Source organism: Bremerella volcania (assembly GCF_007748115.1).
Taxonomy (GTDB): Bacteria; Planctomycetota; Planctomycetia; order Pirellulales; family Pirellulaceae; genus Bremerella; species Bremerella volcania.
In genome coordinates this window covers 1,828,624-1,850,044 of record NZ_CP036289.1, presented here as the reverse complement: position 1 = coordinate 1,850,044, position 21,421 = coordinate 1,828,624, and the positions used below count along the sequence as shown (strand labels likewise).

The 21,421-nt window shown below is 57.2% G+C and carries 20 protein-coding genes and 1 pseudogene; 8 read left to right on the top strand and 13 right to left on the bottom strand.

Annotated elements, in window-relative coordinates:
* Window positions 1–3: 3 nt before the first annotated feature.
* The 10 genes and pseudogenes from Pan97_RS07545 to Pan97_RS26765 all read right to left on the bottom strand — a co-directional run bounded on the left by Pan97_RS07545 (window position 4) and on the right by Pan97_RS26765 (window position 12,637).
* Entirely contained in the window at window positions 4–3,477 is a 3,474-nt protein-coding gene (locus Pan97_RS07545; protein ID WP_144971500.1) for an efflux RND transporter permease subunit, read from the bottom strand.
* Between the two features lie 27 nt (window positions 3,478–3,504).
* Window positions 3,505–4,602 (bottom strand): annotated as a pseudogene (locus Pan97_RS26770) (efflux RND transporter periplasmic adaptor subunit).
* Between the two features lie 288 nt (window positions 4,603–4,890).
* Window positions 4,891–6,315, bottom strand: coding sequence for an efflux RND transporter periplasmic adaptor subunit (locus Pan97_RS07530; protein ID WP_144971497.1), 1,425 nt, complete (start codon window positions 6,313–6,315; stop codon window positions 4,891–4,893).
* A 162-nt stretch (window positions 6,316–6,477) separates the two neighbouring features.
* Window positions 6,478–8,391, bottom strand: a complete 1,914-nt coding sequence (locus tag Pan97_RS07525) for an APC family permease (RefSeq protein ID WP_144971496.1) — start codon at window positions 8,389–8,391, stop codon at window positions 6,478–6,480.
* A 508-nt stretch (window positions 8,392–8,899) separates the two neighbouring features.
* Entirely contained in the window at window positions 8,900–10,324 is a 1,425-nt protein-coding gene (locus Pan97_RS07520; RefSeq protein WP_144971495.1) for a TolC family protein, read from the bottom strand.
* A gap of 130 nt (window positions 10,325–10,454) precedes the next feature.
* The gene (locus Pan97_RS07515; protein ID WP_144971494.1) at window positions 10,455–10,649 is read right to left on the bottom strand and encodes a hypothetical protein; all 195 of its coding nucleotides are present in this window, start codon (window positions 10,647–10,649) and stop codon (window positions 10,455–10,457) included.
* Complete coding sequence (locus Pan97_RS07510) at window positions 10,642–11,028, bottom strand: DUF302 domain-containing protein (protein WP_144971493.1); 387 nt, start codon at window positions 11,026–11,028, stop codon at window positions 10,642–10,644. The genes Pan97_RS07515 and Pan97_RS07510 overlap by 8 nt, the downstream gene beginning before the upstream one ends.
* A gap of 41 nt (window positions 11,029–11,069) precedes the next feature.
* Window positions 11,070–11,369, bottom strand: a complete 300-nt coding sequence (locus tag Pan97_RS07505) for a hypothetical protein (RefSeq protein ID WP_144971492.1) — start codon at window positions 11,367–11,369, stop codon at window positions 11,070–11,072.
* A gap of 361 nt (window positions 11,370–11,730) precedes the next feature.
* Complete coding sequence (locus Pan97_RS07500; protein ID WP_165698652.1) at window positions 11,731–12,444, bottom strand: sigma-70 family RNA polymerase sigma factor; 714 nt, start codon at window positions 12,442–12,444, stop codon at window positions 11,731–11,733.
* Entirely contained in the window at window positions 12,407–12,637 is a 231-nt protein-coding gene (locus tag Pan97_RS26765) for a hypothetical protein (RefSeq protein WP_241676367.1), read from the bottom strand. Before Pan97_RS26765 ends, Pan97_RS07500 begins: the two co-directional genes overlap by 38 nt.
* On the opposite strand from Pan97_RS26765, the gene Pan97_RS27135 reads away from it, so the two are divergent.
* Window positions 12,549–12,752: a Fe-Mn family superoxide dismutase gene (locus tag Pan97_RS27135; RefSeq protein ID WP_391529987.1), complete on the top strand. Its 204-nt coding sequence runs from the start codon at window positions 12,549–12,551 to the stop codon at window positions 12,750–12,752. The two genes, Pan97_RS26765 and Pan97_RS27135, sit on opposite strands and share 89 nt — an antisense overlap.
* Before the next feature lie 88 nt (window positions 12,753–12,840).
* On the opposite strand, the gene Pan97_RS07490 is transcribed toward Pan97_RS27135, so the two are convergent.
* A complete protein-coding gene (locus tag Pan97_RS07490; protein WP_144971489.1) occupies window positions 12,841–13,155 on the bottom strand; it encodes a hypothetical protein in 315 nt (104 codons plus the stop codon).
* 365 nt (window positions 13,156–13,520) lie between these two features.
* Between Pan97_RS07490 and larE the strand changes: the two genes are divergently transcribed.
* The gene (larE, locus tag Pan97_RS07485) at window positions 13,521–14,357 is read left to right on the top strand and encodes an ATP-dependent sacrificial sulfur transferase LarE (protein ID WP_144971488.1); all 837 of its coding nucleotides are present in this window, start codon (window positions 13,521–13,523) and stop codon (window positions 14,355–14,357) included.
* A 53-nt stretch (window positions 14,358–14,410) separates the two neighbouring features.
* On the opposite strand, the gene Pan97_RS07480 is transcribed toward larE, so the two are convergent.
* Both Pan97_RS07480 and Pan97_RS07475 read right to left on the bottom strand, forming a co-directional pair.
* Complete coding sequence (locus Pan97_RS07480; RefSeq protein ID WP_144971487.1) at window positions 14,411–15,352, bottom strand: sugar phosphate isomerase/epimerase family protein; 942 nt, start codon at window positions 15,350–15,352, stop codon at window positions 14,411–14,413.
* A 99-nt stretch (window positions 15,353–15,451) separates the two neighbouring features.
* Window positions 15,452–16,657, bottom strand: a complete 1,206-nt coding sequence (locus Pan97_RS07475; protein WP_144971486.1) for a DUF4912 domain-containing protein — start codon at window positions 16,655–16,657, stop codon at window positions 15,452–15,454.
* Window positions 16,658–17,450: 793 nt separating this feature from the next.
* On the opposite strand from Pan97_RS07475, the gene Pan97_RS07470 reads away from it, so the two are divergent.
* The 6 genes from Pan97_RS07470 to atpH all read left to right on the top strand — a co-directional run bounded on the left by Pan97_RS07470 (window position 17,451) and on the right by atpH (window position 21,408).
* Window positions 17,451–17,729, top strand: a complete 279-nt coding sequence (locus Pan97_RS07470; RefSeq protein WP_144971485.1) for an AtpZ/AtpI family protein — start codon at window positions 17,451–17,453, stop codon at window positions 17,727–17,729.
* 35 nt (window positions 17,730–17,764) lie between these two features.
* Complete coding sequence (locus tag Pan97_RS07465) at window positions 17,765–18,211, top strand: hypothetical protein (protein ID WP_144971484.1); 447 nt, start codon at window positions 17,765–17,767, stop codon at window positions 18,209–18,211.
* A gap of 3 nt (window positions 18,212–18,214) precedes the next feature.
* Window positions 18,215–19,450 (top strand): F0F1 ATP synthase subunit A, encoded by a 1,236-nt coding sequence (gene atpB, locus Pan97_RS07460; protein ID WP_144971483.1) that lies wholly within the window; start codon window positions 18,215–18,217, stop codon window positions 19,448–19,450.
* A gap of 179 nt (window positions 19,451–19,629) precedes the next feature.
* The gene (gene atpE, locus Pan97_RS07455) at window positions 19,630–19,854 is read left to right on the top strand and encodes an ATP synthase F0 subunit C (RefSeq protein ID WP_105355332.1); all 225 of its coding nucleotides are present in this window, start codon (window positions 19,630–19,632) and stop codon (window positions 19,852–19,854) included.
* A 61-nt stretch (window positions 19,855–19,915) separates the two neighbouring features.
* On the top strand, window positions 19,916–20,713 hold the full coding sequence (gene atpF / locus Pan97_RS07450; RefSeq protein ID WP_144971482.1) for a F0F1 ATP synthase subunit B: 798 nt from the start codon (window positions 19,916–19,918) through the stop codon (window positions 20,711–20,713).
* Between the two features lie 62 nt (window positions 20,714–20,775).
* Window positions 20,776–21,408 (top strand): ATP synthase F1 subunit delta, encoded by a 633-nt coding sequence (atpH, locus tag Pan97_RS07445; RefSeq protein WP_144971481.1) that lies wholly within the window; start codon window positions 20,776–20,778, stop codon window positions 21,406–21,408.
* Window positions 21,409–21,421: the final 13 nt, after the last annotated feature.

Below are 21,421 nucleotides of genomic sequence, written 5' to 3'. Positions count from 1 at the left end.
ATTCTACACGTTTGCGCGTGTCTCATCAGCGCCCGGTTCTTCGCGCATCCGACGTCGTACTTCGAACGATTTGTAAAAGTAGAAAATGACGGGGTAAATCAATAGTTCCATGATGAAGCTGGTAACCAGGCCACCGATCATGGGGGCGGCCAAACGCTTCATCGTGTCGGCCCCTGTTTCCGCGCCAATCATGATCGGCACCAAGCCGAATAGGGCCGCCATGACGGTCATTGTCTTGGGGCGAATCCGCTTGACGGCGCCGTCGTGGATCGCCAGTTCTAGATCGCGCAGGTTGCGCATACGGTCTTGGTCGACGAACTTCTTGAACGAGATGTCCAGATACAACAGCATCACTGCGCCCGTTTCTGCGTCGAGGCCGGCCAAAGCGATCAGGCCGACCCACACCGCCAAACTCAACTGAAAGTCGAGCAGGTACAGAAACCAAATCGCACCGACCAGGCTGAACGGGACGGCCATGATGATCACCAGCGTGCGGAACACGCTCCGCGTGCTGACGTACAGCAGGAAGATAATGATCACCAGCGTGATGGGTACCACTACCATCAGCCGCTGGTTGGCCTCTTGCATGTATTCGTATTGGCCGCTCCAAGTTACGCTGTAGCCGGTTGGAAAATCCGGCTGACTGACAATCTTGTCGTCGATGAGCGCTCGCGCGTCGCGCACGTAGCCGCCGATGTCGCTGGTCGCCACATCGACGTAGATCCAGGCATTCAGCTTTGCCTGTTCGCTGCGTATCACCGGCGGTCCGGTATGGACTGAAAGCTCCGCAACTTGCTCGATCGGAATCTGGGCGCCGGTCGGCGTTGCAATCAAAGTCTGGCGCAGTGTGGTGAGGTTGTCGCGCAGCTCGCGCGGATAGCGGACGTTGACCGGATAGCGTTCGAGCCCTTCGACCGTGGTGGTGACGTTGGTTCCGCCCAGGGCCGCCAAAATGACCTGCTGCACGTCGTCGACCGTCATGCCGTAGCGGGCAACTTCTTCTCGCTTGATTTTGAAGTCGATGTATTTGCCACCCACCGTCTTTTCCGCGAACACGCTGACGGTGTCCGGCAGCGTGCGGAGTTGAGCCGAGATCTTCTCCGCCAGATCGGCCAGCGTGCCCAAGTCGTCGCCGATGACTTTGATGCCGATCGGCGTCTTGATGCCGGTCGATAGCATGTCGATCCGCGTTTTGATCGGCATGGTCCACGCATTGCTGACTCCGGGCAGTTTTACGACGTCGTCCAATCCGGGAACGTGTGTCCCGTCCGGCTTGTTCCAGCCGTAAACCAACTCGTCGTCTGTGATCGTCCGCTCTTCGGGCCAAAAATACGCGAGGGGTGCCTTTACCCAATTCGGAAAGCCGCCGAACCAGCGCTCGACACGCCGCGTCCGCCATTTCGACTTGTCGTGCTCCAGCGCGATCGTAGTCTCCAGCATGCTCAGCCCAGCCGGGTCGGTCGGCGTATCGGCGCGGCCGGCTTTGCCAAAGACATGGTGCACTTCCGGGAAGGTCATGATCAGCTTGTCGGTCTGCTGCAGAAGCTCGCGGGCTTTGGTGATCGAGATGGAAGGGTCCGTCGTCGGCATGTACAGCAGGTCGCCTTCTTCCAGCGGCGGCATGAACTCGCTGCCAAGCTGAGAGAACGGCCAAACCGTGACAGCTACTAGCGCGATGGCGACCAGAATCGTGAACGCGCGGCCGCGCATGCCGAGCCAGAACAGCGGTTCATATATTCGCATCAGCAGTTTGCTAAGCGGGTTGCGCTCTTCGCTGGGGACGCGGCCTCGGACAAAGAATTCCATCAGCACGGGCACCATGACGACCGCGAGAACCGCGGCCGAACCGATGGCGAACATGTTGGTGAAGGCCAGTGGGCGAAACAAGCGGCCCGACTGACCGGTCAGGCTGAAGATCGGCACAAAGCTGACCGTGATCACAAGCAGTGAAAAGAACAACTGCGGCCCAACTTCGCTGCAAGCGTCGATGATGATTTGCGCATGCGATCGATCGCCGGGCGCTTCGAGATGCTTGTGCGTGTTCTCGATCATGATGATGGCCGAATCGACCATCACGCCAATTGCCAGAGCGATGCCGCCCAGCGACATGATGTTGGCGGTCAAGCCGATACCGTGCATCAACAGCATAGCGGCCATCACACCGGTCGGCAGCACAAAAATGGCCACCAGCGAGCTGCGGAAGTGCAAGAGGAAGATCGTAATCACAAGTGCCACTACGATCATTTCTTCGAGCAGTTTTTGCTTCAGCGTATCAACCGCGCGTTCGATCAGCGCCGAGCGGTCGTACTCCGTCTTAATATCGACGCCCGGCGGCAGGCCCACCTTGAGCTCGTCGAGCTTCTCCTTGACATTCTCGATGATTTCGTAGGCGTTCTCGCCAAACCGCATGATAACCACGCCGCCGGCGACTTCGCCTTTCCCGTCCGATTCGGCCAGCCCGCGGCGCAGCTCCGGACCGAGATGAATCTGGGCCACTTCGCGGAGGAAGATAGGGGTGCCTTCCGCCGTCGTGCCGAGCGAAACGTGGGCCAGATCGTCGATGGCTCGCTGGCTCGTTTCCGGATCGCTCGTGCCGCCGCCCAGATAGCCGAGTCCGCGGACCATGTATTCGTTCTCGGAAATCTCAATCACGCGGCCGCCGACATCGTTGTTGGAACGCTGGATCGCGCGGCGCACGTCCTGGATCGAAAGATGAAACGCCAGCAGCCGATCGGGATCGACTTCGACTTGATACTGCTTAACGTAACCGCCCACACTGGCAACTTCCGAGACGCCTTCCACAGCGGTCAACTCGTAGCGCAAGTACCAGTCCTGCAGGCTTCGCAAAGTGGACAGGTCTTGGTTCGCGCGGACTAGCGGCTTGCCGCTCAGTGGGCACTTGCCCGGCTGGTCGAAGACGCGGACTCGCAACAAGCGGTCGCGGACTGTGGCCGGCGCGTCTTGAACCGACGCGTACCATTGTTCGGGCTGTTCGGGATCTTGAAACAATCCGGCCGGATGGTCGGGCGAGTACCAGCCGCTGTAGAGCGAGTATTCGTAGACCCAACCCACACCAGTTGCATCAGGGCCTAGCCGCGGCGTAACGCCCGGCGGCAGCCTGTTCGCGACAAAGCTGAGATACTCCAACACGCGGCTGCGGGCCCAATAGATGTCCGTGCCGTCCTCGAAGATGATGTAGACGAACGAGAAGCCGAAGAACGAATACCCGCGCACGGTCTTCGCGTTGGGCACGGCCAGCATCGTGGTCGTGAGCGGATAGGTGACCTGGTCCTCGACCACTTGCGGGGCCTGACCAGGAAACTCGGTGAAGACGATCACCTGAACGTCGCTGAGGTCCGGAATGGCGTCGAGCGGAATCGTGTAGATCGCGTACGCTCCGCCCAGCACCAACACCCCCGTCAACAGGAGCATCAGGAATTTGTTCTTCACCGAGAATTCGATCAGTTTGGCAATCATAAGTTCCTCGCTTGCCGTCAGAAACGGTTACTCTTCTTCCTTTCCGCGGCTCTGCATCAGCATGGCCAGGTTGGCTTCCTTCACGCGCCGCTCGCTGTCGAGTTGAAACTGGCCCGAGACGACGACCTCCTCTCCTGGTTTCAATCCGGAACGGATCTGCAATCGACCGCCTTCCAATTCCTCCCCCAGCTCGACCTCACGCGGTTCAAACGTTCCCTCGCCGACCTTGACGTAGGTGTAGCCCACGTGCCGCTGTTCGCCGCCGATATTCCTTCGTCGACCGATGTCGATCACGGCGTCTTGCGGCACCAGAATCTGCTTTCCCTCAATCGGCGCTTGCAGTTCCACGTCGGCATACATGGCCGGTTTCAGTTTCAGCTCGGGGTTGGGAAACTCCAGCCGCACTCGGATTTGCCGACTCTTGGGATCGACGTAGGGGTAGCGGTAGATCACCTTCCCCTCGAAGATCTCACCGGGCCGGTAGGGCAAGGACAGTTGGGCGGTTTGCCCAACATGGACATCGGGCAATTGGTACTCGAAGATGGTGACTTAAACCCAGATCTTGGAAAGGTCCGCGATGCGAAAGTAGCGTGTGCCCGGGTTCATGTGCATGCCGCGGAAGGCGTGCTTTTCAATGACCCAGCCGTCAAAGGGCGATTCGAATTTGACTGTTTTCGTCGGCTGACCTTGTTGCTTAATTCTCGCAATTTCCGATTCCGGCACGTCCCAATAACGGAGTTTTTCATACGCCGGAAAGACTTCGCTTGCGCCGATCGTCAGCCGGCGCGGAGTGTCTGGCGACGGCGTGTTTTGCAGGCTGAGCAGATATTCCTCCGCCGCGCTGTACAATTCGGGCGAGTAGACGGTGAACAGGGGCTGTCCCTTCTTGACCCGTTGGCCGACGTAATCGACGAATAATTCTTCGACCCAGCCGCCGACTTTCAGCGTGACGTCGCCCAGCAGCGGCTCGGCATAATCGACTTCGCCGATCGTCCGCACCACGCGCGACGCTGTTCCGTGTTCGACCGGAAAGGTGCGCAATCCCATGTTGCGGACCACTTCGGGGCTAAGTGTAATCAGGCTTTCATCGCTCAGTTCGTCCAAGTAGACGGGAATCAGATCCATATTCATCGGATCGACGCCCGGCTTGGGCGAGACGAAGTTGGGTATCATCGACGACTTCCAAAAGGCCACCTCGCGCCCTTCTTGAGCAACCCCTTGCCCTCCTGTTTCGGTCGATTTGACTTCCCCAAAAATGCGAGCGACCGAGGGCGGCAGATGCGGCACGCCCCACGCCCGCAGCGCCATGCCACCGAGCGTCCCGAGCAGCGCAATGAGCGCGATCCGCAGGCAAGCGACGGTTGTCCGTATAAGTGTTTTCCAACGTTGAGACACGATGACCTGGCTCCTCATCTATTGCTTGCTAGAGTCCTGACGCATGTCGCGCATCGATTCGCTTTCCTTCGTCTTCATCGAATGCCCCGGCATGTCCATTCCCGGCATCTTGTGCTGATGGGCTTCGCCCGGCGTGGGCATTGGGGGCGCGGCAAACTTCCGGTTCATCAAGCGAATGCGGCTTTCGCTGTCCATGAGAAAATTGGGAGAGGCGACGATCCGTTCGCCCGCCTTCAAGCCGCCCAGTACTTCCAGCAGGTCGCCGTCCAATTCCATGCCGGTGCGGACTTCACGGTCCTCGAAGCGGTTTTCTGGCAGTGCCACGTAGACAAGGTTCCGCATGCCCGTCTGCATCACCGCCGTTTGCGGAATGCGTAGCCCCTGCCCCATGCGGTGTGGCTCCAGTTTCACGCGGCCGAACATGTCCGGCATCAGCAGCAAGTTGGGGTTGTCGAACTCCAGGCGAACTTTGACGGTGCGGCTTTTGGGATCCAGGTACGGATAGACGTAGACCACCTTACCGGAGAATGTCCGTCCGGGCAGTTCGGACAGCGTCAGCGTCGCTCCCTGACCTTTATAAACGCAATGGATTTGGTTTTCGTAGATCGAGACGTTCACCCAGACCTTGGACAAATCGGCGATGCGATAAAGCAGTTGTCCGGCGGGAATAGACTTGCCCTCAAACGCTTTTTTCTCAATCACGATTCCGCTGATCGGCGAGTAGAAAGTGAGCGTCTTCTGGACAACGCCTTTGCGGGCCAGCTCATCGATCTGCTTGTCGGTCATATCCAAGTAACGCAGCTTCTGGCGAGCCGACTTGACGTTTTCCTCCGCGAATCGCGTTCGCGACGTGGCGGGATTTTTCAAATACGCCAGGCTGGTCAGGAATTCTTCCTCTGCAGCGAACAACGCGGGCGCGTAGACATCGAACAAAGCGTCACCCTTCTTGACGGTTTGTCCCTCGTAATCGACGTGCAGCTCTTCCAGCCATCCTTCCATCTTCAGCGTCACGTCGCCAATCAACGGCTCGGCAAAGGTCACCGTGCTCACACTTTCTAGCGATCGAACCAACGGCCCCCGCTCGACGGTTACGATGGCATGTTCGCTCTCTTCAATCTCCGGCCGTATCATGACCGGCCCGTTCGATGGCTCCACATCCGCGTAGACGGGCACAAGATCCATCCCCATCGCCGTCTTTCCCGGTTTGTCGCTGCGGATGCTAGGATCCATCGGTGACTGCCAGTAGAGGATTTCGCGGTTCGCATTGGGGTCCGGCAGAATTCGCTTGACGGCGCCCACAATTATTGCTTCAAACAACAAACCGACGAACAGCGCGATACCGAAGACCAGGTACATGGCGGTTCGATGGGTAGAACTGCGGGCCGGTGCGTCCGGCGGAACGGCTTCAGCCGCTTCGTTGCCAGAGTTCGAAGTTTCATTCATGGGGAGTCCTCTCGATCGAGCGACTGCGTGCAAACGCCGCGCCGCCGCCCAAAAAGCAGTAACAAGCTCGCTGCTCTCGCGCTGCACTGCAAAAAACTGCACGCCGTTCTGCAAAAGATTGCAGGCGCGAATAATTGATTAGGTCGCGGTCAACAAAGTCTATCAGGCGACAATCCTCACGCCACCCCACTCCGACAGATCGCGTATGTTCTCAGCAGTCTCGGACGTGATGAACAGATAGTTGTTCGGCACGCCTAACTGCTGAGACAGGGACGACAATAGTGGCGGACCAAGTGTTCCCTTGACGAGTAACAGGTCGACGTGAATATCGGGAAACTCATGATCTACCTGTTCCCGGACTGCGGCGAGGTCTGTGGGGACATCCGTGTCGCGTTCGTAACACCACACGATCTTCAGCTGCCGAATCTGCTCGTTTCGGCGGACATATTCAACCGCCCGCCGCATTTCCTCTTCCGTCCCCTCGGCCGCGATGAACAAGATGGCACGACACTGTATCGCATGCAGCAAAGATTCAACATAATGCCGCGGTTTCCAACGATTCAGCAGAGGAAGCGAGAGCAAGAATCGTGCTGCAAACAGCCACGCCACCAAGAGACGCGTACGAAAGAACACGAATCCAACGACCGCCACGGCCCCGCCAAAGTACATTAGGAACACCCGAACGTAGTGAGGATCGAGCAGTACGTTGCCTACTAGCGCAGCCACGACCGCGATCAAGGCGGCAACGACCGCCAGCACTGGAGCTTTGCTGGATCGCGGCAAGAGCGGATGCTTCTTCTTCAAAAGTAGATTGCCCACCGCGAACAAACTCATTACCCCCAGGAAAGAGAGCGTGTAAACACCGGCCAGCGTTTCGATTTGCCCGCGAGTGATCAACAGGATCGAGCAGCACAGCGCGAAGAAACTTCCGATGATCCAGTGGTTGGTTCCTTTCCACCGGTTCGCGCGTAGAAAGAATTGCGGCAAGCACATGTCCATGCTCATGCGGCGCATGAGCCCCGTCACACCGACGTAGCTGGTCAAGACGGCACCTGACAACACGATCACGGCATCGAAACTGATCCATTGGGCGGCCAACGTGGCAACTGTGGAGGAGTCAGTCACGCCGCCGATCCGGACGATGCTGTGGTGAGCCATTTCGGATAGCAGAGCTTCTTTGTGGTTGGCGATTTCGTCCATCGACAACACGCCGAACGAGAGCAGACTGATGAGCGGATTGAAGATGGCCACCGCAATCCACATGTTACGAAGCGTCTTGGGAAATACGCCGGGCTTTTGCTCTTCAATGTAGTTGGCGGAACTCTCAAATCCGCTAATGCCCAACATGGCCGCGGAGAATCCGAAGAACAGAGCAGCGGTCAACCCACCCGAACGCGGCGTCGGCCATTGGTCAAACGGTGTGCGCCAGTTATCCAGCAATGTCTGCGGGTCGAACATCGTTGCCGCCAGCGCGACGCCGACAAGAGCTGTTAGCGTCAGCAGATGAAAGGCGAAGATCGCCACGGCGACGTTGGCCGAGTCGGAGATACCCAATAGGTTCAGGACCGCAAACGCACCCAACAGGATGACCGTCGCCCAGAAAACATCGAGCTGCGGCAGCAATTCGGCTGCGTAGTGCATCGCTCCGCTGCTGCTGATGACTGCGGTTGCAATATAGGACAACAACGTCAGGCATGCGGCCAGTGCAGCGCGTGCTTTCGTGGTCGTGTTCAGCAGAACGTTATAAGCGCCCCCGTTCAGCGGTAGCGCGCTGCCGACTTCGGCATAGATCTTTCGGAACAGGTAGAGGACGGCTGCAACAAGCGCTAACGCCACGGGAGCCAGTGGCCCCGCATACAATGCCGCGAGGGCGGAAACATAGAGACAACTTGACGTGATGTCGTTTCCGCAAATCGCCGTGGCCCGCCAGACACCCAAGCGCTCGTTCTCAACCGTCTGGTCGTGAACGGCCGGCGTTATGTCGACGAGGTTGTCGACCTTGCCCCAGCCAGGAAACTCCCAGCACGTACATTCGGCAGGGGGCTTGCCGCAACAACCGCATTCTGTTGTCTCCATCGAGAGAATCCACGCTATTCATCCAGCTTGTGCCAAATCGATCCCATCCTCAGCCGGGACTGCGCTGTGGCTGGACAGTACACAACGCAGCGCACTACTGACGACGGACATCGATCACCAAGCGTCTGCTGGACACCGACGCCAGCATTTACCTTTTGAGCCAGGTGGTGTGGCATCGACGGCTCGAAATACAGTTAGTCGGTTGCATCGGTCCTGTGATTTTCAACTGGTGCTGTGTCAACCGTCAAGTACTGCGAAACAGCGGACGAATGACACACACAGCCTTCATAGTGAGTATATGGCAGTGGCGGCGGGGCGCAGTATTTGCAATCGACGCGGCAGCCGGAATAACTGTGATATGCTGGCGCACAACCAACCGCCAACGTTAAGGCCAGCGGCACGATCGACCGTAGCAAGGTTTTTGTGATTGCCATCAATTGCTTCTCCCTTGATTGCAGCCAATCGCTGCCGAGTCTTCCAGTCCGAGTTTTCCGAACGCAGTCGAGTACTAAGGTGGCGGCGGTAAAGCTTGTGGTTCCTCGCGAGGTGTTGGAATCGTTTCGGCGCTTGGGCCAGTAAAGCCACCAACCACGCGTTCCAGTTCCGCCAACGTCTGCCGCAAGGAAGCTTCCAGCCGTCGGTAGCTGATCTCATAGCGGAGCAACTGTCGCCAGTTGTCGATCAACTGCAGGAAGTCAACCTCACCTGTGTTGTAAGCTCGGCTCGATACTTCGAGTGTTTGTCGAGCTTTCGGAAGAATGTCTTCGCGGAACAACGTCAACAGATCTTGCTGGCTCTGGGCCTGCGCGAACAGATCCATGACCTCTTCGAGCGTCGCATCGCGCAACGAATCATACGGGCGGGCCGTGGAGACGGCCTTGGCTTCGGCAGAGCGCACGGACGAGTCCAACCGCTTGCGGTAAATCGGCAGGTTGATGCCCGCGGTAAGCAGGAAGGAATCCCGTCCGTTGGCCACGGGGCTGATCCCGGCGCTGGCAACGTCGATCCATGTCGCTCCCAACGTCACGTCCGGCATGTAGTCGAGACGCGCCAACTCGACGGCCCGTTGGTCTCGTTCGAGCGCCGCCAGTTGTGCGTGCAATTCTGGCCGAGCGGCCACCGCTTGACGCTGCAGCCATTCGAGGTCGCGCGGCACTTGCTCCGGCGGAACACGATCGAGTGCGCGTACTTTAGTTTGTGGGGCAATGTGCATTACGCGGGCGAGACGCGCCTGTGCGCTTTTCAGTCGTTGCCGCAAGCGGATGAGTTCATTCTCGACGTTGGAGATTTCCAACTCCGCTCGCAGCAAGTCTTGCTGGCTGGCTTTTCCCGCTTTGTATCGCGCGTTGGCGACGTCCCGAATCTCGCCAAGCAGCTTCCGGTCTGCTTCGGTGACCGCAATGGCTTGCTGGATGAAATAGAGTTCGTAGTAACTACGCTTGACTTTTGCGATCGTCGCCAGTTCAACGGCGGCAAGTTGAGCGCGAGCCATGTTGGTTTGTGATTCGACCAACTGAGCACGAGCGTCGAGCTTGCCGTGCCAGGGAAACTTCTGGTTTGCGGTCAGGGCGAACTCTTGCTGTCCGGCGGCGGTCTGGACTTGTTCGGGATAGAAAGTCATCCCCAATTTGGGGTCTTCCAGACTCGCGGCTACAGGAACCTGGTGAGCAATGGCTTCCATCTGTTTGCGCGCGGCTTGAATGTCGGGATTCTGATTCAGCGCAAACTGGAGGTACTCCTCGACCGGGTGTGGCCCTTCTAGGTGTGAGAACACCGGATCGACCGCATCAGCAACTGGAGTAGACGCATGCCACGCCTGATGCACGGAATGGGCAACGTGGGCGTACTCGGGATCTCTCACCTGATGCGCGGTCTTACAGCCGGCCAATAGAGCGATCGCGCCCAACAAAAATAATGTGGATCTTACGGCCATCCGTGGCCCCCTCTTGGAAACGAAAACTACAGAGTATCACCATCGTTATCGGGAAAACCAACCCAGCCGAACCAGTCGAAGCAAATAGAATTTCCGGCGAAACCGGCAGTCGGATTTCCGGTTGCTCGGGTTAGGCGAGGTATGCCGGTTTTCGGGCAGCTAATCGCCTGAGCAACGGCGGGCCACCGTAGCACTTGGTGGCCCAGGCATTACCCCTCAGGCGGCCACGCACACGTTCGAGTACCGGCTCGCCGGCCTCGAACTTGATGTGGATCGATGTGTCGACGCCGGGCGACAATGTGTCGATCCGCACTGAGTTAAGCATTACAGGCAGCATCGATCATCCGAACCATCGCGTCTTCTACTTCCCGGGCGACGGGTTCCAGATCGGGGCGTTGAAAAAGTGCCAAAACGTCCGTGGGCTTGAGCGTGGCGACTTTGACTGTCCCGTACTCTTCATAGACCGAAATGCGACATGGCAGCGCGGTCGATACCGACATGTCGGACTCCAACACGGTCTTAGCCTTGCCTGGGTTGCAGACGTCGAAGACGCGACATTCGTGGTCGAAAGCGACACCCTTACTCTGCATTTTGTCTTTCAAGTCGTGGACGCCCAGCACTCCGAATTTGTTTTCCGCCGCGGCTTCGTGCAGTTTCTTACACACCTGACCGAACGAGTTGGAACTTTCGCGAACGTACAACATCGCAGAGTTTCCTATAACTCCCTGAAAAAAGTTGGATCCGATTAACTGTCCCCTCCCTTCGACTCAATATCATCTGTGCGCGAGAGCGATCTGGCAATCACAGCCGGCAAGTTTGCCGTTTCAATATCTTCGAGCATCTGGGGCAGCGCGAATGACCAGTTGCGACGTTGCTCCACCGTGCCGGGCAGATTCGGACGGCGTTCCACACCGATCCCGTCTTCCAAAGTAGCGAGCAGCAGGACTGACGGCGCGTGACCGAGCAGACGATACGCGGTTTCGACGGCTTGTTCCACCGTCGCATCCGCGGAAAGAGCGCCCAATTCGGCAAGGTGGCGGCGCATATGATCGAGGCCTGAGATTGCACGTCCCATCTAGGAGGCAGGGATTGCTCGATGGCGAGCGACGTGCCATCTTCGAGAATGAGTTCCGCGGGGCCGGACAGTTCCAAGCCGTCGCCTTCGTAAACGATCAACACACGACCATCGTCCTGCGCTAGGTCATTGTCCGACTCAACACCCATGGCCGCCAGCAGGGCCGCGCGCGTCGCGGGCGACACGCCCCGGCGCTGTCCCGCGTCATCGGTGATCGAACTGATATTACTCATGACGCACAATTCACGGGCCACCGCCTCCTCGTGTAGACAGGAAATCTGATGCCAAACGTAGCACTGACGGCTGTTGCACGTTGGCCCGCTCAGGAAGCTCAATCGCCCCACTCGATCTTGGCATTCCGGAAGGCATCGCGCAGCTTCTCCATGGCTTTGGTCTCCAGTTGTCGTACGCGTTCCTTCGTGATGCCCAAGTCTTCGCCAACTTCGCGGAGTGTCTTCGGCTCGCGCTCATATTCCAGCCCGAAGCGATCAACAATAATCTTCTTCTTCCGTTCGTCGAGCCGCGACAGGATCTTTCGGATCTGCTGGCGGCGGAGCTTCTGAGCGCGGAGTTGTCCGCCGACGTCGGATCGCCGGTCGAGCTGATTGTCGAGCAACTCGTCTTTTCCGGTCGTAAACCGGCTGCGCTGGCGATACTCACGTGGCACGCTTTGAGCATAGTTCTTGACGATCGCCCATGTGGCGTACGTGCTGAACTTGTTGCCCATCGAGCAATCGAATCTCTCGACCGCTCGCATCGGCGACATGTTGCCGTCGCTGATGAGCTGATCGAATGAGTGCGTTGCGTCCACACTTCGCTTAGCGAGCGACACAACAAGGCGCAGGTTGGCTTGGATAATCGCCTGCTTCGTCTTCGTCGCTTCCGCGTAGTAAGATTCGACGCGGTCCACGAGTTTTCGATTGGGATGAGTTTCGTCCAGTTGTTCCCGCAGCCTGCTTGCCCGCTGTTTAAGGTAGTTGAACTTGCGGAACAAGTGATGTTCCTGCTCACGCGACAGCAGCGGCACTTCGTACAAGGTAGCCACATACGCCGACGATCGACGATCCGCTCGGCGGTCGCACTTTGTTCTGCGACGGGGCGTCAGGCAGCGGAGCAAGGATCTTCTCCTCGACCTTCGGATCGTCAAACATCCAGTCAACGGCAAGCTCTACAACGTCGTCAGCGACGAACACGCGATGGGCGTTCTCTGGGGCCATCCCGCTGATCGTGATCGACACCTACGAGCACGCCTATTACATCGACTACCAAAACCGCAAGGCGGAATACGTCGAGAAGTTCATTGATCACATTGATTGGGCAGAGGCTAATCGGCGATTTGCGGTGCATGCGTAATCAGAATTGAAACGTTCCTGCTTCCACTCGTGTCGCCACCCACGGAGTTCGATGATTCTTACGATACCACTCAGGCGTGCGGCCGTTCTCACCCATCTCGTAGCCAATGTTCTGAATGCGGCTGAGGATCGGAAAGACCTCGCGGCGGGTATGCGAAGCACTTCAGGTTGCGGAAGCACCAATTGACGATCAGCCAGGTCAAGTGAGATCGGTCGACCGCCCAGCCCCACGGCGTCCAGATCGGACGGGTTTCGCAATCGTAAGAACGATCGGGCGGCGGTTCGCGCCTCGGCTTGTTGTAGCCGGACGCAAGAAGAATCTGACAGCCATCCGGCGACTTGACGTGCGGGATCAGCAACTCGCGCACAACCCAGTCGAAGTACCGCAGCGCATCGGTGCTCACTGCTAATGCGAAGTGAGGTGGGTAGAGTAGAATGGTGGCACTGCCAGCCGATTTTCGGTAACCTGATCATCCTCCCTCAGTCACCGCGATTCTGTAAAGTCCTCGAAAGACGCGACTTAGAGAACAAGTTAGCGTTAGTGCAAAAGTTGCGTTGAGCGTCGGTCGGGGGTGCTTTCTTTTCTTTCGGTGATGGTGCGGGTTCTGCGCGGACGTACTTTCTTATCGCCTGCTTTCGATTGAATGATTTCAGCGGCCTTGGCGGGCGTTACAGCCTGCGCGTTTTCCGCGGTCAGAAACTTGTTAAAATTGCAGATCGACTATGCCCGATTGCCCTGCATCATTCACTCCCAAATTTTCCCCTGACCATGACTTGCGACACTTCACTTCCCCCGAGCAAGCGACTGCTTCAGTGGTTTCACGACCTCGACTCGTGCCTGGTTGCCTTTTCAGGAGGTGTCGACAGCAGCGTCGTGGCCAAGGCCGCGGTGCTCGCACTGGGAGAGAAGTCGTTCGCCGTAACAGCCAAAAGCCCTAGCGTGGCCGAGCGTGATCTGCGGATCGCTCAAGAGACCGCCGAGGTCATTGGCATTCGGCACGAGGTGATCGAGACGGCCGAATTGAATCGCCCTGGCTACGTCGCCAATGCCCCGGATCGCTGTTTCCACTGCAAGTCGGAACTGTACGACCACCTGTCCGCGATTCGTGCCCGCTATGAATCGGCCGTCATCGTCAACGGCGCCAACCTGGACGACCGGGGAGACCATCGCCCCGGGATGATCGCCGCAACCAACGCCGGGGTACGCTCGCCTCTTTTGGAGTGCGAGATCGATAAAAGTACCCTCCGCGAGATCGCCAAAGCGTGGGACCTCCCGGTGTGGGACCGCCCTGCTTCCCCCTGCCTGGCAAGTCGTATTGCCTACGGCGTGGAAGTCACGCCGGAGCGTCTGAAGATGGTGGAACTGGCGGAAGAAACGCTGCGATCGCTGGGCCTGCGTGATCTCCGCGTTCGTTACCACGATGGCGACCTGGCTCGCTTGGAAGTCCCTCTGGAGTCGATCGCGTGGCTTGCCCAACCGGAGACGCGCGAGACGCTTGCGAAACGTCTCACCGAAATCGGCTTCAAGTTCGTCACGCTCGATCTGGGTGGTCTGAAGTCTGGCAGTTTGAATCAGTTGATTCAGGTATCGTTGGACAAGAAATAAAAGAGGCCCGCTCGCGGAAAACAGCAGCAGGCTCGAAGCTTGTTTCCTACGCACTAACTGGCAAAGATACGATCCATTCGATCGGCGATTTCCGTCAGTCGCTCGCGACCACCGCCAGAGATCTCGGCGGTTGCCCAGCCTTGGTAATCGATCTCGCGTAATTGGGCCATGACTTTCGGCCAGTCGACGTCCCCCTCCATCAGTTTGGCCCCGAAGCCTTTTCCCTTGCCGTAGTCTTTGATGTCGAGCTTCTTGATACGTGGACCGAGGATGGGCACCCACTCGTGCGGCGGCGAGTACTTCACCGTGTTACCCACGTCGAAATAGGCACCCACCATGTCGCTATCGAGTTCGTCGATGAAGCGAGCGGTTTCTTTCGGATCGGTGAGGAAGTTATTCCAGACGTTTTCCATCAGGATCTGGATGTTTTGCTCTTTGGCCATTGGCAGGGCCTTCTTGATTTGCTCGATGGAACGCTCCCAGCACTGGTCGTAGGTGACGTCCTTGTTCACGACGCCTGGGACCAGCAGAACGCTTGTTCCGCCGTAGGATTTACTGGCGTTGATGGCCGTGAGCAAACCTTCCAGCCCCTTCTGGCGAACTTCTTCGTCCGGGTCGGAAAGTCGCGTATTCCAGTGAATGGAATCGACCACGCCATGCACGGGAATCCCGGAGACCTCAACCGCTTTGCGAACTTCCTCGGCTTCGGGACCGCCAGGCGAGTTGAGTTCGAGACCATCAAAGCCGAGTTCCTTCAACACGGTCATCTTTTCGGCCAGCGTGCCAGGCACGCCAACCATGCCAATCTTGACAGCCTTCTTGATTCGCTTCTCGCCAGAGGCCGTTGTATTGTCGGCAGCCAACAACGATGCCGGAGTTGCCAGCGTAAGACCAGCAGCGGCGGCGGCTGAACAATTGGCCAGGAATTCTCGGCGGGAAGTGGACATCGGCAGGACCTCGAACAAGAAATAAAGAAGGGTTGGTACGCTCTTCATCGTACCAACCCTTGCGCGAATTTGAATGCTTGATGGCGGAATAATTAAGAAGGAATTCCTGTCAAATTCCTTCTTTCGCCTCGGGTAGGCGTGGCTCGACTAGCTGCCGTTGGACTCACGCGGATCGTGCGAAATGGGATCCATGGCCTTAGTATTTCGTTCCACGGCCAGGGCAATGGTGCGCTGTTCCAGGCCATCCTTCGAGCGAGCCACGATCGGGAAGATCTGCCGCTTGTCGGGGAAATCCATCTTCACCATGAACGTACCATCCTCACGCACCTTGACCGGCTCGCCGGAAAGGGTGACGTAGGAACCTGCTTTGGTCGAGCCAACCACGATCATCTCGACTTCAATGTTGAGATCGAAGTCTTGATTCGGCTTACCATTGGAGAACTGATCCCCCACCAAACCGAGCCGGGCAGCCATCGGCATCCCGACGGGGCGACGGAAACGCTGCTCGAGCATTTCTCGCAGTTCGCCATCGGAATGCTCTTCGTCGGCACCGCCACTGAGGGCATAGATCTTTTCGACGTTGTCGGCGACGTCGTCCCAGTTGCCGTCGATCTCTTCGCAGGAACCAGGGCGGGGCGTGGTCACGACGTTGCTGCGAGCGATTGCGTGGAATCGTCCGTTAGCGGCCAGGTAACCGAGGTGGCAGCGATAGCTCTTGGGAGGATCGACGACGTCGATGTACCAATTCTTGACGCCGCCATGAATCTCGATCTGCTTGACCAGACGCTCGGAACCACTGGTCATGACCTCTCCATCGACTTCCGTAACGCGAAGAACCGGAGTTGAGGTATGCCAGTCCTGAGCCAAAGCAGCCTTGGCGCGGTCGATTGCTTTTCGAGAGACTTCCCAGCAGGCATGCATCCAGTAAGAGTCGCGAACCATCAAGACCAGGCGGTCGGCACCCTTCTGATCAGCCGAATGGGTACCCAGGTCTTTGGCGGCTTGACGCTGTTCGTACATGGTACGAATCGACTCGACGACCTTAGGATCCGACTTCTTGACGGGCTTTGACTTCGCCGCTCGCCGCTTGGCGGTCGCAGCCGGCTTGGCTTTGGCAACCGAGGCCTTCTTCGCCGCCGTTGATGTTGATTTGGCAGATGCAGACTTGGCCTTCTTGGCCTTGCCGTTGGTGGCTTTGCTCTTGGCCGAGGCCCCACTCGACTTGGCGGCTTTGATCAACGCCTTGACGAGTTCGTCCTTTCGCATCGCGTGCCAACCGGTCACACCGCGACGCTTCGCCATTTGAGCTAAATCCTTTGCTGTATATTCCTTGAGTGAAGCGGCGGTGATCAAGATTAGTCCTCCTGGCTCAAAGGATGTGTGGCCTAGTTCGACTGGGGGAGAACATATGTCACCCCGAGGCTAAACGAATTTTGGGGGTCGCCGTCCATGACAAGGGGTCACTCGACATGCCCCGCTCGGTCCCTGAGCAGAAGCTTCACCTGGAACGCAAGTGAAAAGGGAATTGATATGAACTTGCGAAAAGGCCAATCGCGAGGATGCAATTGACTTGTGGTTGCTGGGTAGGTTGCTCTTGTTTGCTGGCAAACAGCGGACGGCCCCAGTTCGATAGCCGCAATTCGCACCACAAAATTGCAGATAACGCTTTTTATGGAGGAATGCTTATCACTGCTTCCGAGTGAATCGGGCACAGCCCTACAGGGTGGCTTTCTAACGACGCCGACTGCGTTTGATTGTAGCTAAACTGAGGCAGAAATGCAACGTACCACTGCCAGGTGATACGCCCCCAAAGCAGTTCTGGTTTTGCATTTTTCCAGAAGATATGCGTTCTACGAAGGATTTTTTGCCAGATACCACGCCCTCGCCTTCCAGCTCAGGCGTCGATTGTCTGTGGCAGCACCTAATAGCCATTCGATCTACCCTCCTTGGAACTACACTGCCGATCATTCGGGAAGGCCTGGGACAGACTTTGTGAAAAATTCCACGAATTCCCTCGCTGCGGCGGTTTGACCTGATTGACCCTGCCGGTGGGATGAAATAGATTGACCGCCATGAGTTCACGGCAAGCTCCCATAACCCTAGAGCAAAGCGAGCCGGAAGTCCTCCATTAGCAAAGGCAATCGCCTTGGCATCGCGACTCCAAGCGGACATGTCTCCGATTGCGAGAGCCTACCTCTGGGTAGGACGCATTTTTTCAATCTGCGGCGAGATGCTAGTGCCAGGCCTCTTGGGTTACTGGCTCGACCAGACCCTGGGCTTCGAGTTTTCGATCTTTGCTTTGATTGGATTTTTTGTCGGACTCGTATTCGGCATGACGCACCTAGTGCTGATGGCCACCACGGAGCAAAAAAGCGGAAGCGAGAAGGACGCCCACGGCAAGGCGAATCAAGACGATTCGCCGTAATCCTTCGCAAACCCAAATGCTCGCAAGACGAAGTGATGAATACCCCCCAAGCCAACACTTCTGAAACGCACAATGCCCAATTGGGATGGCGAGACTTTCTGCCATGCCTGTGGATGCTGCTAGGAGTGCTTGGAGTATTCCCATTCTTTGCGGCCTATGGCTATACCCGCTTCGAGCTTCATGGCGTCTTCGCTGCGATCACCGCCGCATCGGTGGTACTGTTTGCCATGGAAGCCGCCATCCTCACGGCCATATTCTTAAAGAACACCGAACTCCGAGTTCAGTCGGTCCTGCTGGGCATGTTTTTCCGAGCCGGAATTCCACTAGTTTTTGGAATGTTGATGCACAAGGCTGGTGGCCCGCTTGCTGAGGCCGGATTGTTTGGCATGATATTGGTCTATTACCTTTTGACCCTCGTGGTCGAAACCATATTGGCTGTCCAACTCGTATCGCAGACATCCACTATTAAGAAAGCCGTTTAGCCGATGGCCGCTGACGAGATCCTGCTCCACATCAAAGACAGTTACTACTTCGAAGTTCCGAAGTGGTTGTGGAAGCATGATCACGAGTCCCATTCCGACTTCCCCGACGTCTGGGTCAAACTCGATCCAGGCTTCCAAACGTGGCAAGCCCACGAGGTGTATCACCGCCTGGAAGCAGATGGGGCCAAGGGGCTGCCAAGCGAGGACGCCTTTATCCTCGAATACGAACACTGGCTGCACGAGCCTGGCAATCACGGTAAGCCGATCAAGCGTTTCCTGAACTCCAAGGCCGAAGAGAGCCTGACCGAAGGTGGAGATGTCTTGGAATGGGCCATCATGGGCGAAGAAGTCGCCGATGAATACACCGTTGCCGAGTACAAGAAGCTGCCGGCCGATCACGAGCACGTGAACTGGGCACCTTCGAAGATCGATGGCTACAACCATGCGTTGAGCGGCAAGATTCTGATTCCGCAGCCCCTGGGTGGCGAGCTTCGCAACCTTTATCAAAAGGAAGCAGGCTTCGCGATCTCGAAGTTCATGGTGATCGAGTTCTTCGTTGCCGTGATCATCTCGGTCGTCTTCATCGCGTACGCCAGGCGCGTCTCGCAGGGACAACTCCCCAAGGGTTGGTTCTGGAATCTGATCGACGTCTTCATCACGTTCCTGCGTAAGGACGTTGCCAAAGCAAATATTCACCATGGTGCCGACAAGTTCGTTCCGATCTTGTGGACCTTGTTCTTCTTCATCCTGGGTTGCAACCTGTTTGGTCTGATTCCCTGGATGGGTTCGCCGACCGGTTCGATCAGCGTCACCGTCACGCTTGCCTTGGCAGTGCTGTTCATAGGCATGGGCGCCGGTGCGAAAGAGTTTGGTGCGCTCGGCGTGTGGCTGAACCTAGTTCCCGGCATGGAACTTCCCACGGTGATTGCCATCATCATCAAACCGATGATGTTCGTGATCGAGCTATTAGGCTTGTTGATCAAACACGCGGTGCTTGGCATTCGTCTTTTAGCGAACATGGTTGCCGGGCACGTGGTGCTTCTGGCCATCATGGGATTAGCAGTACAAATTCAGACAGCGGTTGGGGTGCCCAGCGCGGTGGCTTGGCCAGTTGTCCTTGTGATTTTGGTAGGCAGTGTGCTTCTGAGTTGCCTCGAACTGTTCGTGGCCTTCCTGCAAGCATACGTCTTCGCGTTGCTCACGGCGTTGTTCATCAACTCAGAGACTCACAGCCACTAAGTTAGATGAGATTGGCCATCCTGGCCGACGCCTGCATCGCTTTCGTTTTGAATGTTTTTGTTTCACTGAGATACGCGTAAACGTTTTTTGTTACGGTTGAGGAGACCTGTTCCGTGATCAACTTTGTCAAATTGAGCATCGTGAGTGTTTTTGCTTTGCTGGCACTTACTGCTCCCGCCATGGCCCAAAGCAACGTGGGTGACCTGAAACTGAACTACATCGGTATCGGCCTGGTGGTTATCGGTGCCGGCTACGGTATCGGCAAGCTGGCTGCCAGTGCTCTGGAAAGCATGGCTCGTCAACCGGAAGTTTCCGGCAACATCCAGACGGCCATGATTATTGCCGCCGCTCTTATCGAAGGTTTTACCTTCTTCGCGCTGGTTATTTGCTGGTTCGGCCCGTAACTTTTTGCGTCGCCGACGCCGTTTGCTTTCGTTCCCCCAGCATTTCCGGAATTGATTAGATATGCGCAGCACTCATTTGAAACGCACGCACTGGAGTGGTCTCACGGTCCTCCTGCTATTGGGCATCTTCCTGGCTCCAGCTTGGTCCCAGGATGATGAACCCAAGCCTGCGGAGTCAGATCCTGCGCCCATGGCCGAAGCAGACGCTCCGGCCAAGGAAGCGGAACACGCAGACGAGGCAGATCATCCCAAAAAGGATGACCACGATGCCGACGTCAACCATCCGCACGTCAGTGACGATGCACCGGATGAATTCCACCACGATCCTCACGATTTGTCGCACAACGACGCAACCGCCATGCTAGAGGCGCCGCACGAGCCTAGCCTCGACCTGGCGTTGTTTACGTTGCTTGTGTTCATTTTGCTGGTGGTCGTGCTGGGCAAGTTTGCCTGGGCACCGATTCTCAACGGCCTCAAGGCCCGCGAGAACTCGATGGAAGGCAAGATGAAGAAGGCCGAAGAGATGTACGAGCAAGCCAACGCCAAGTTGGCCGAGTACACTCGTCAGCTTTCCGAAGCCCAACAGGAAATCAAGCAGATGCGGGACGATGCGATCAAAACGGCCGACGAAAAGGCCAAGCAGATCGTGGAAGCCGCCCAGCAGTCGGCCTCGGCGGAGCGTGATCGTGCGATCCGCGAAATCGACGCCGCCAAGGGTGCCGCGATCAGCGAACTAGCTCAAGCTTCGGTCAACATGGCAGTCGACCTGGCGGGACAAATCACCCGCAAGGAACTGACCCCTGAAGACCATGCTAATTTGATTCAGGATTCGATCTCGAAGCTGCCTAGCAACAACTAAGCAGACCGGCGTTATCGAAACCACGTAACGACTTCACCTCCGTCAGGATATCCTTCAGCACCATGGCTGGAACATCTTCCGACAAACAGACGTTCGATCTCAGCCGGCAACGCATTGGCTCGGTCTATGCCAAGGCGTTGCTGGGGGCGGCAGATGATGCCGGCCAGACCGACGTCGTCCTGGACGAATTCGGCTCATTGATTCACGACGTGATCGACCAACGCGAAGATCTGCGTCATGTAATCGCTGGCAGTATTATGTCGGAAGAACAGCGCATCGACGTGCTGAACAAGGCCTTCGGCGACAAGATGAACCCCGTCTTGCTCACCTTCCTGAAGGTGGTCACCCAGCACGGACGGCAAGACTGCCTGCGGGAGATTTACGACGCCGCCGTGAAGCTCAACAACGAGCGTCTCGGCCTGGTCGAAGTCACCGCTACCACGGCGACCGAACTTTCTCAGGAATTGTCGGACAGCCTGACGGCCAGCTTGAAAGCGAAACTGGGGCGCGAAGTCGTTCTCAAGTCAGAAGTCGATCCGAGTGTCATCGGTGGACTGGTCCTGCATGTTGGGGACACGGTCTTTGATGGCAGCGTCGCCAACCGCCTGAAGCAACTTCGGCAAAAGGCCCTCGAAACCACGGCTCAGCAGGCGAAGGCGTCGCTCGAGCGATTCACCAATTCAACGCAGAGTTAAAGCAGTAGACGGT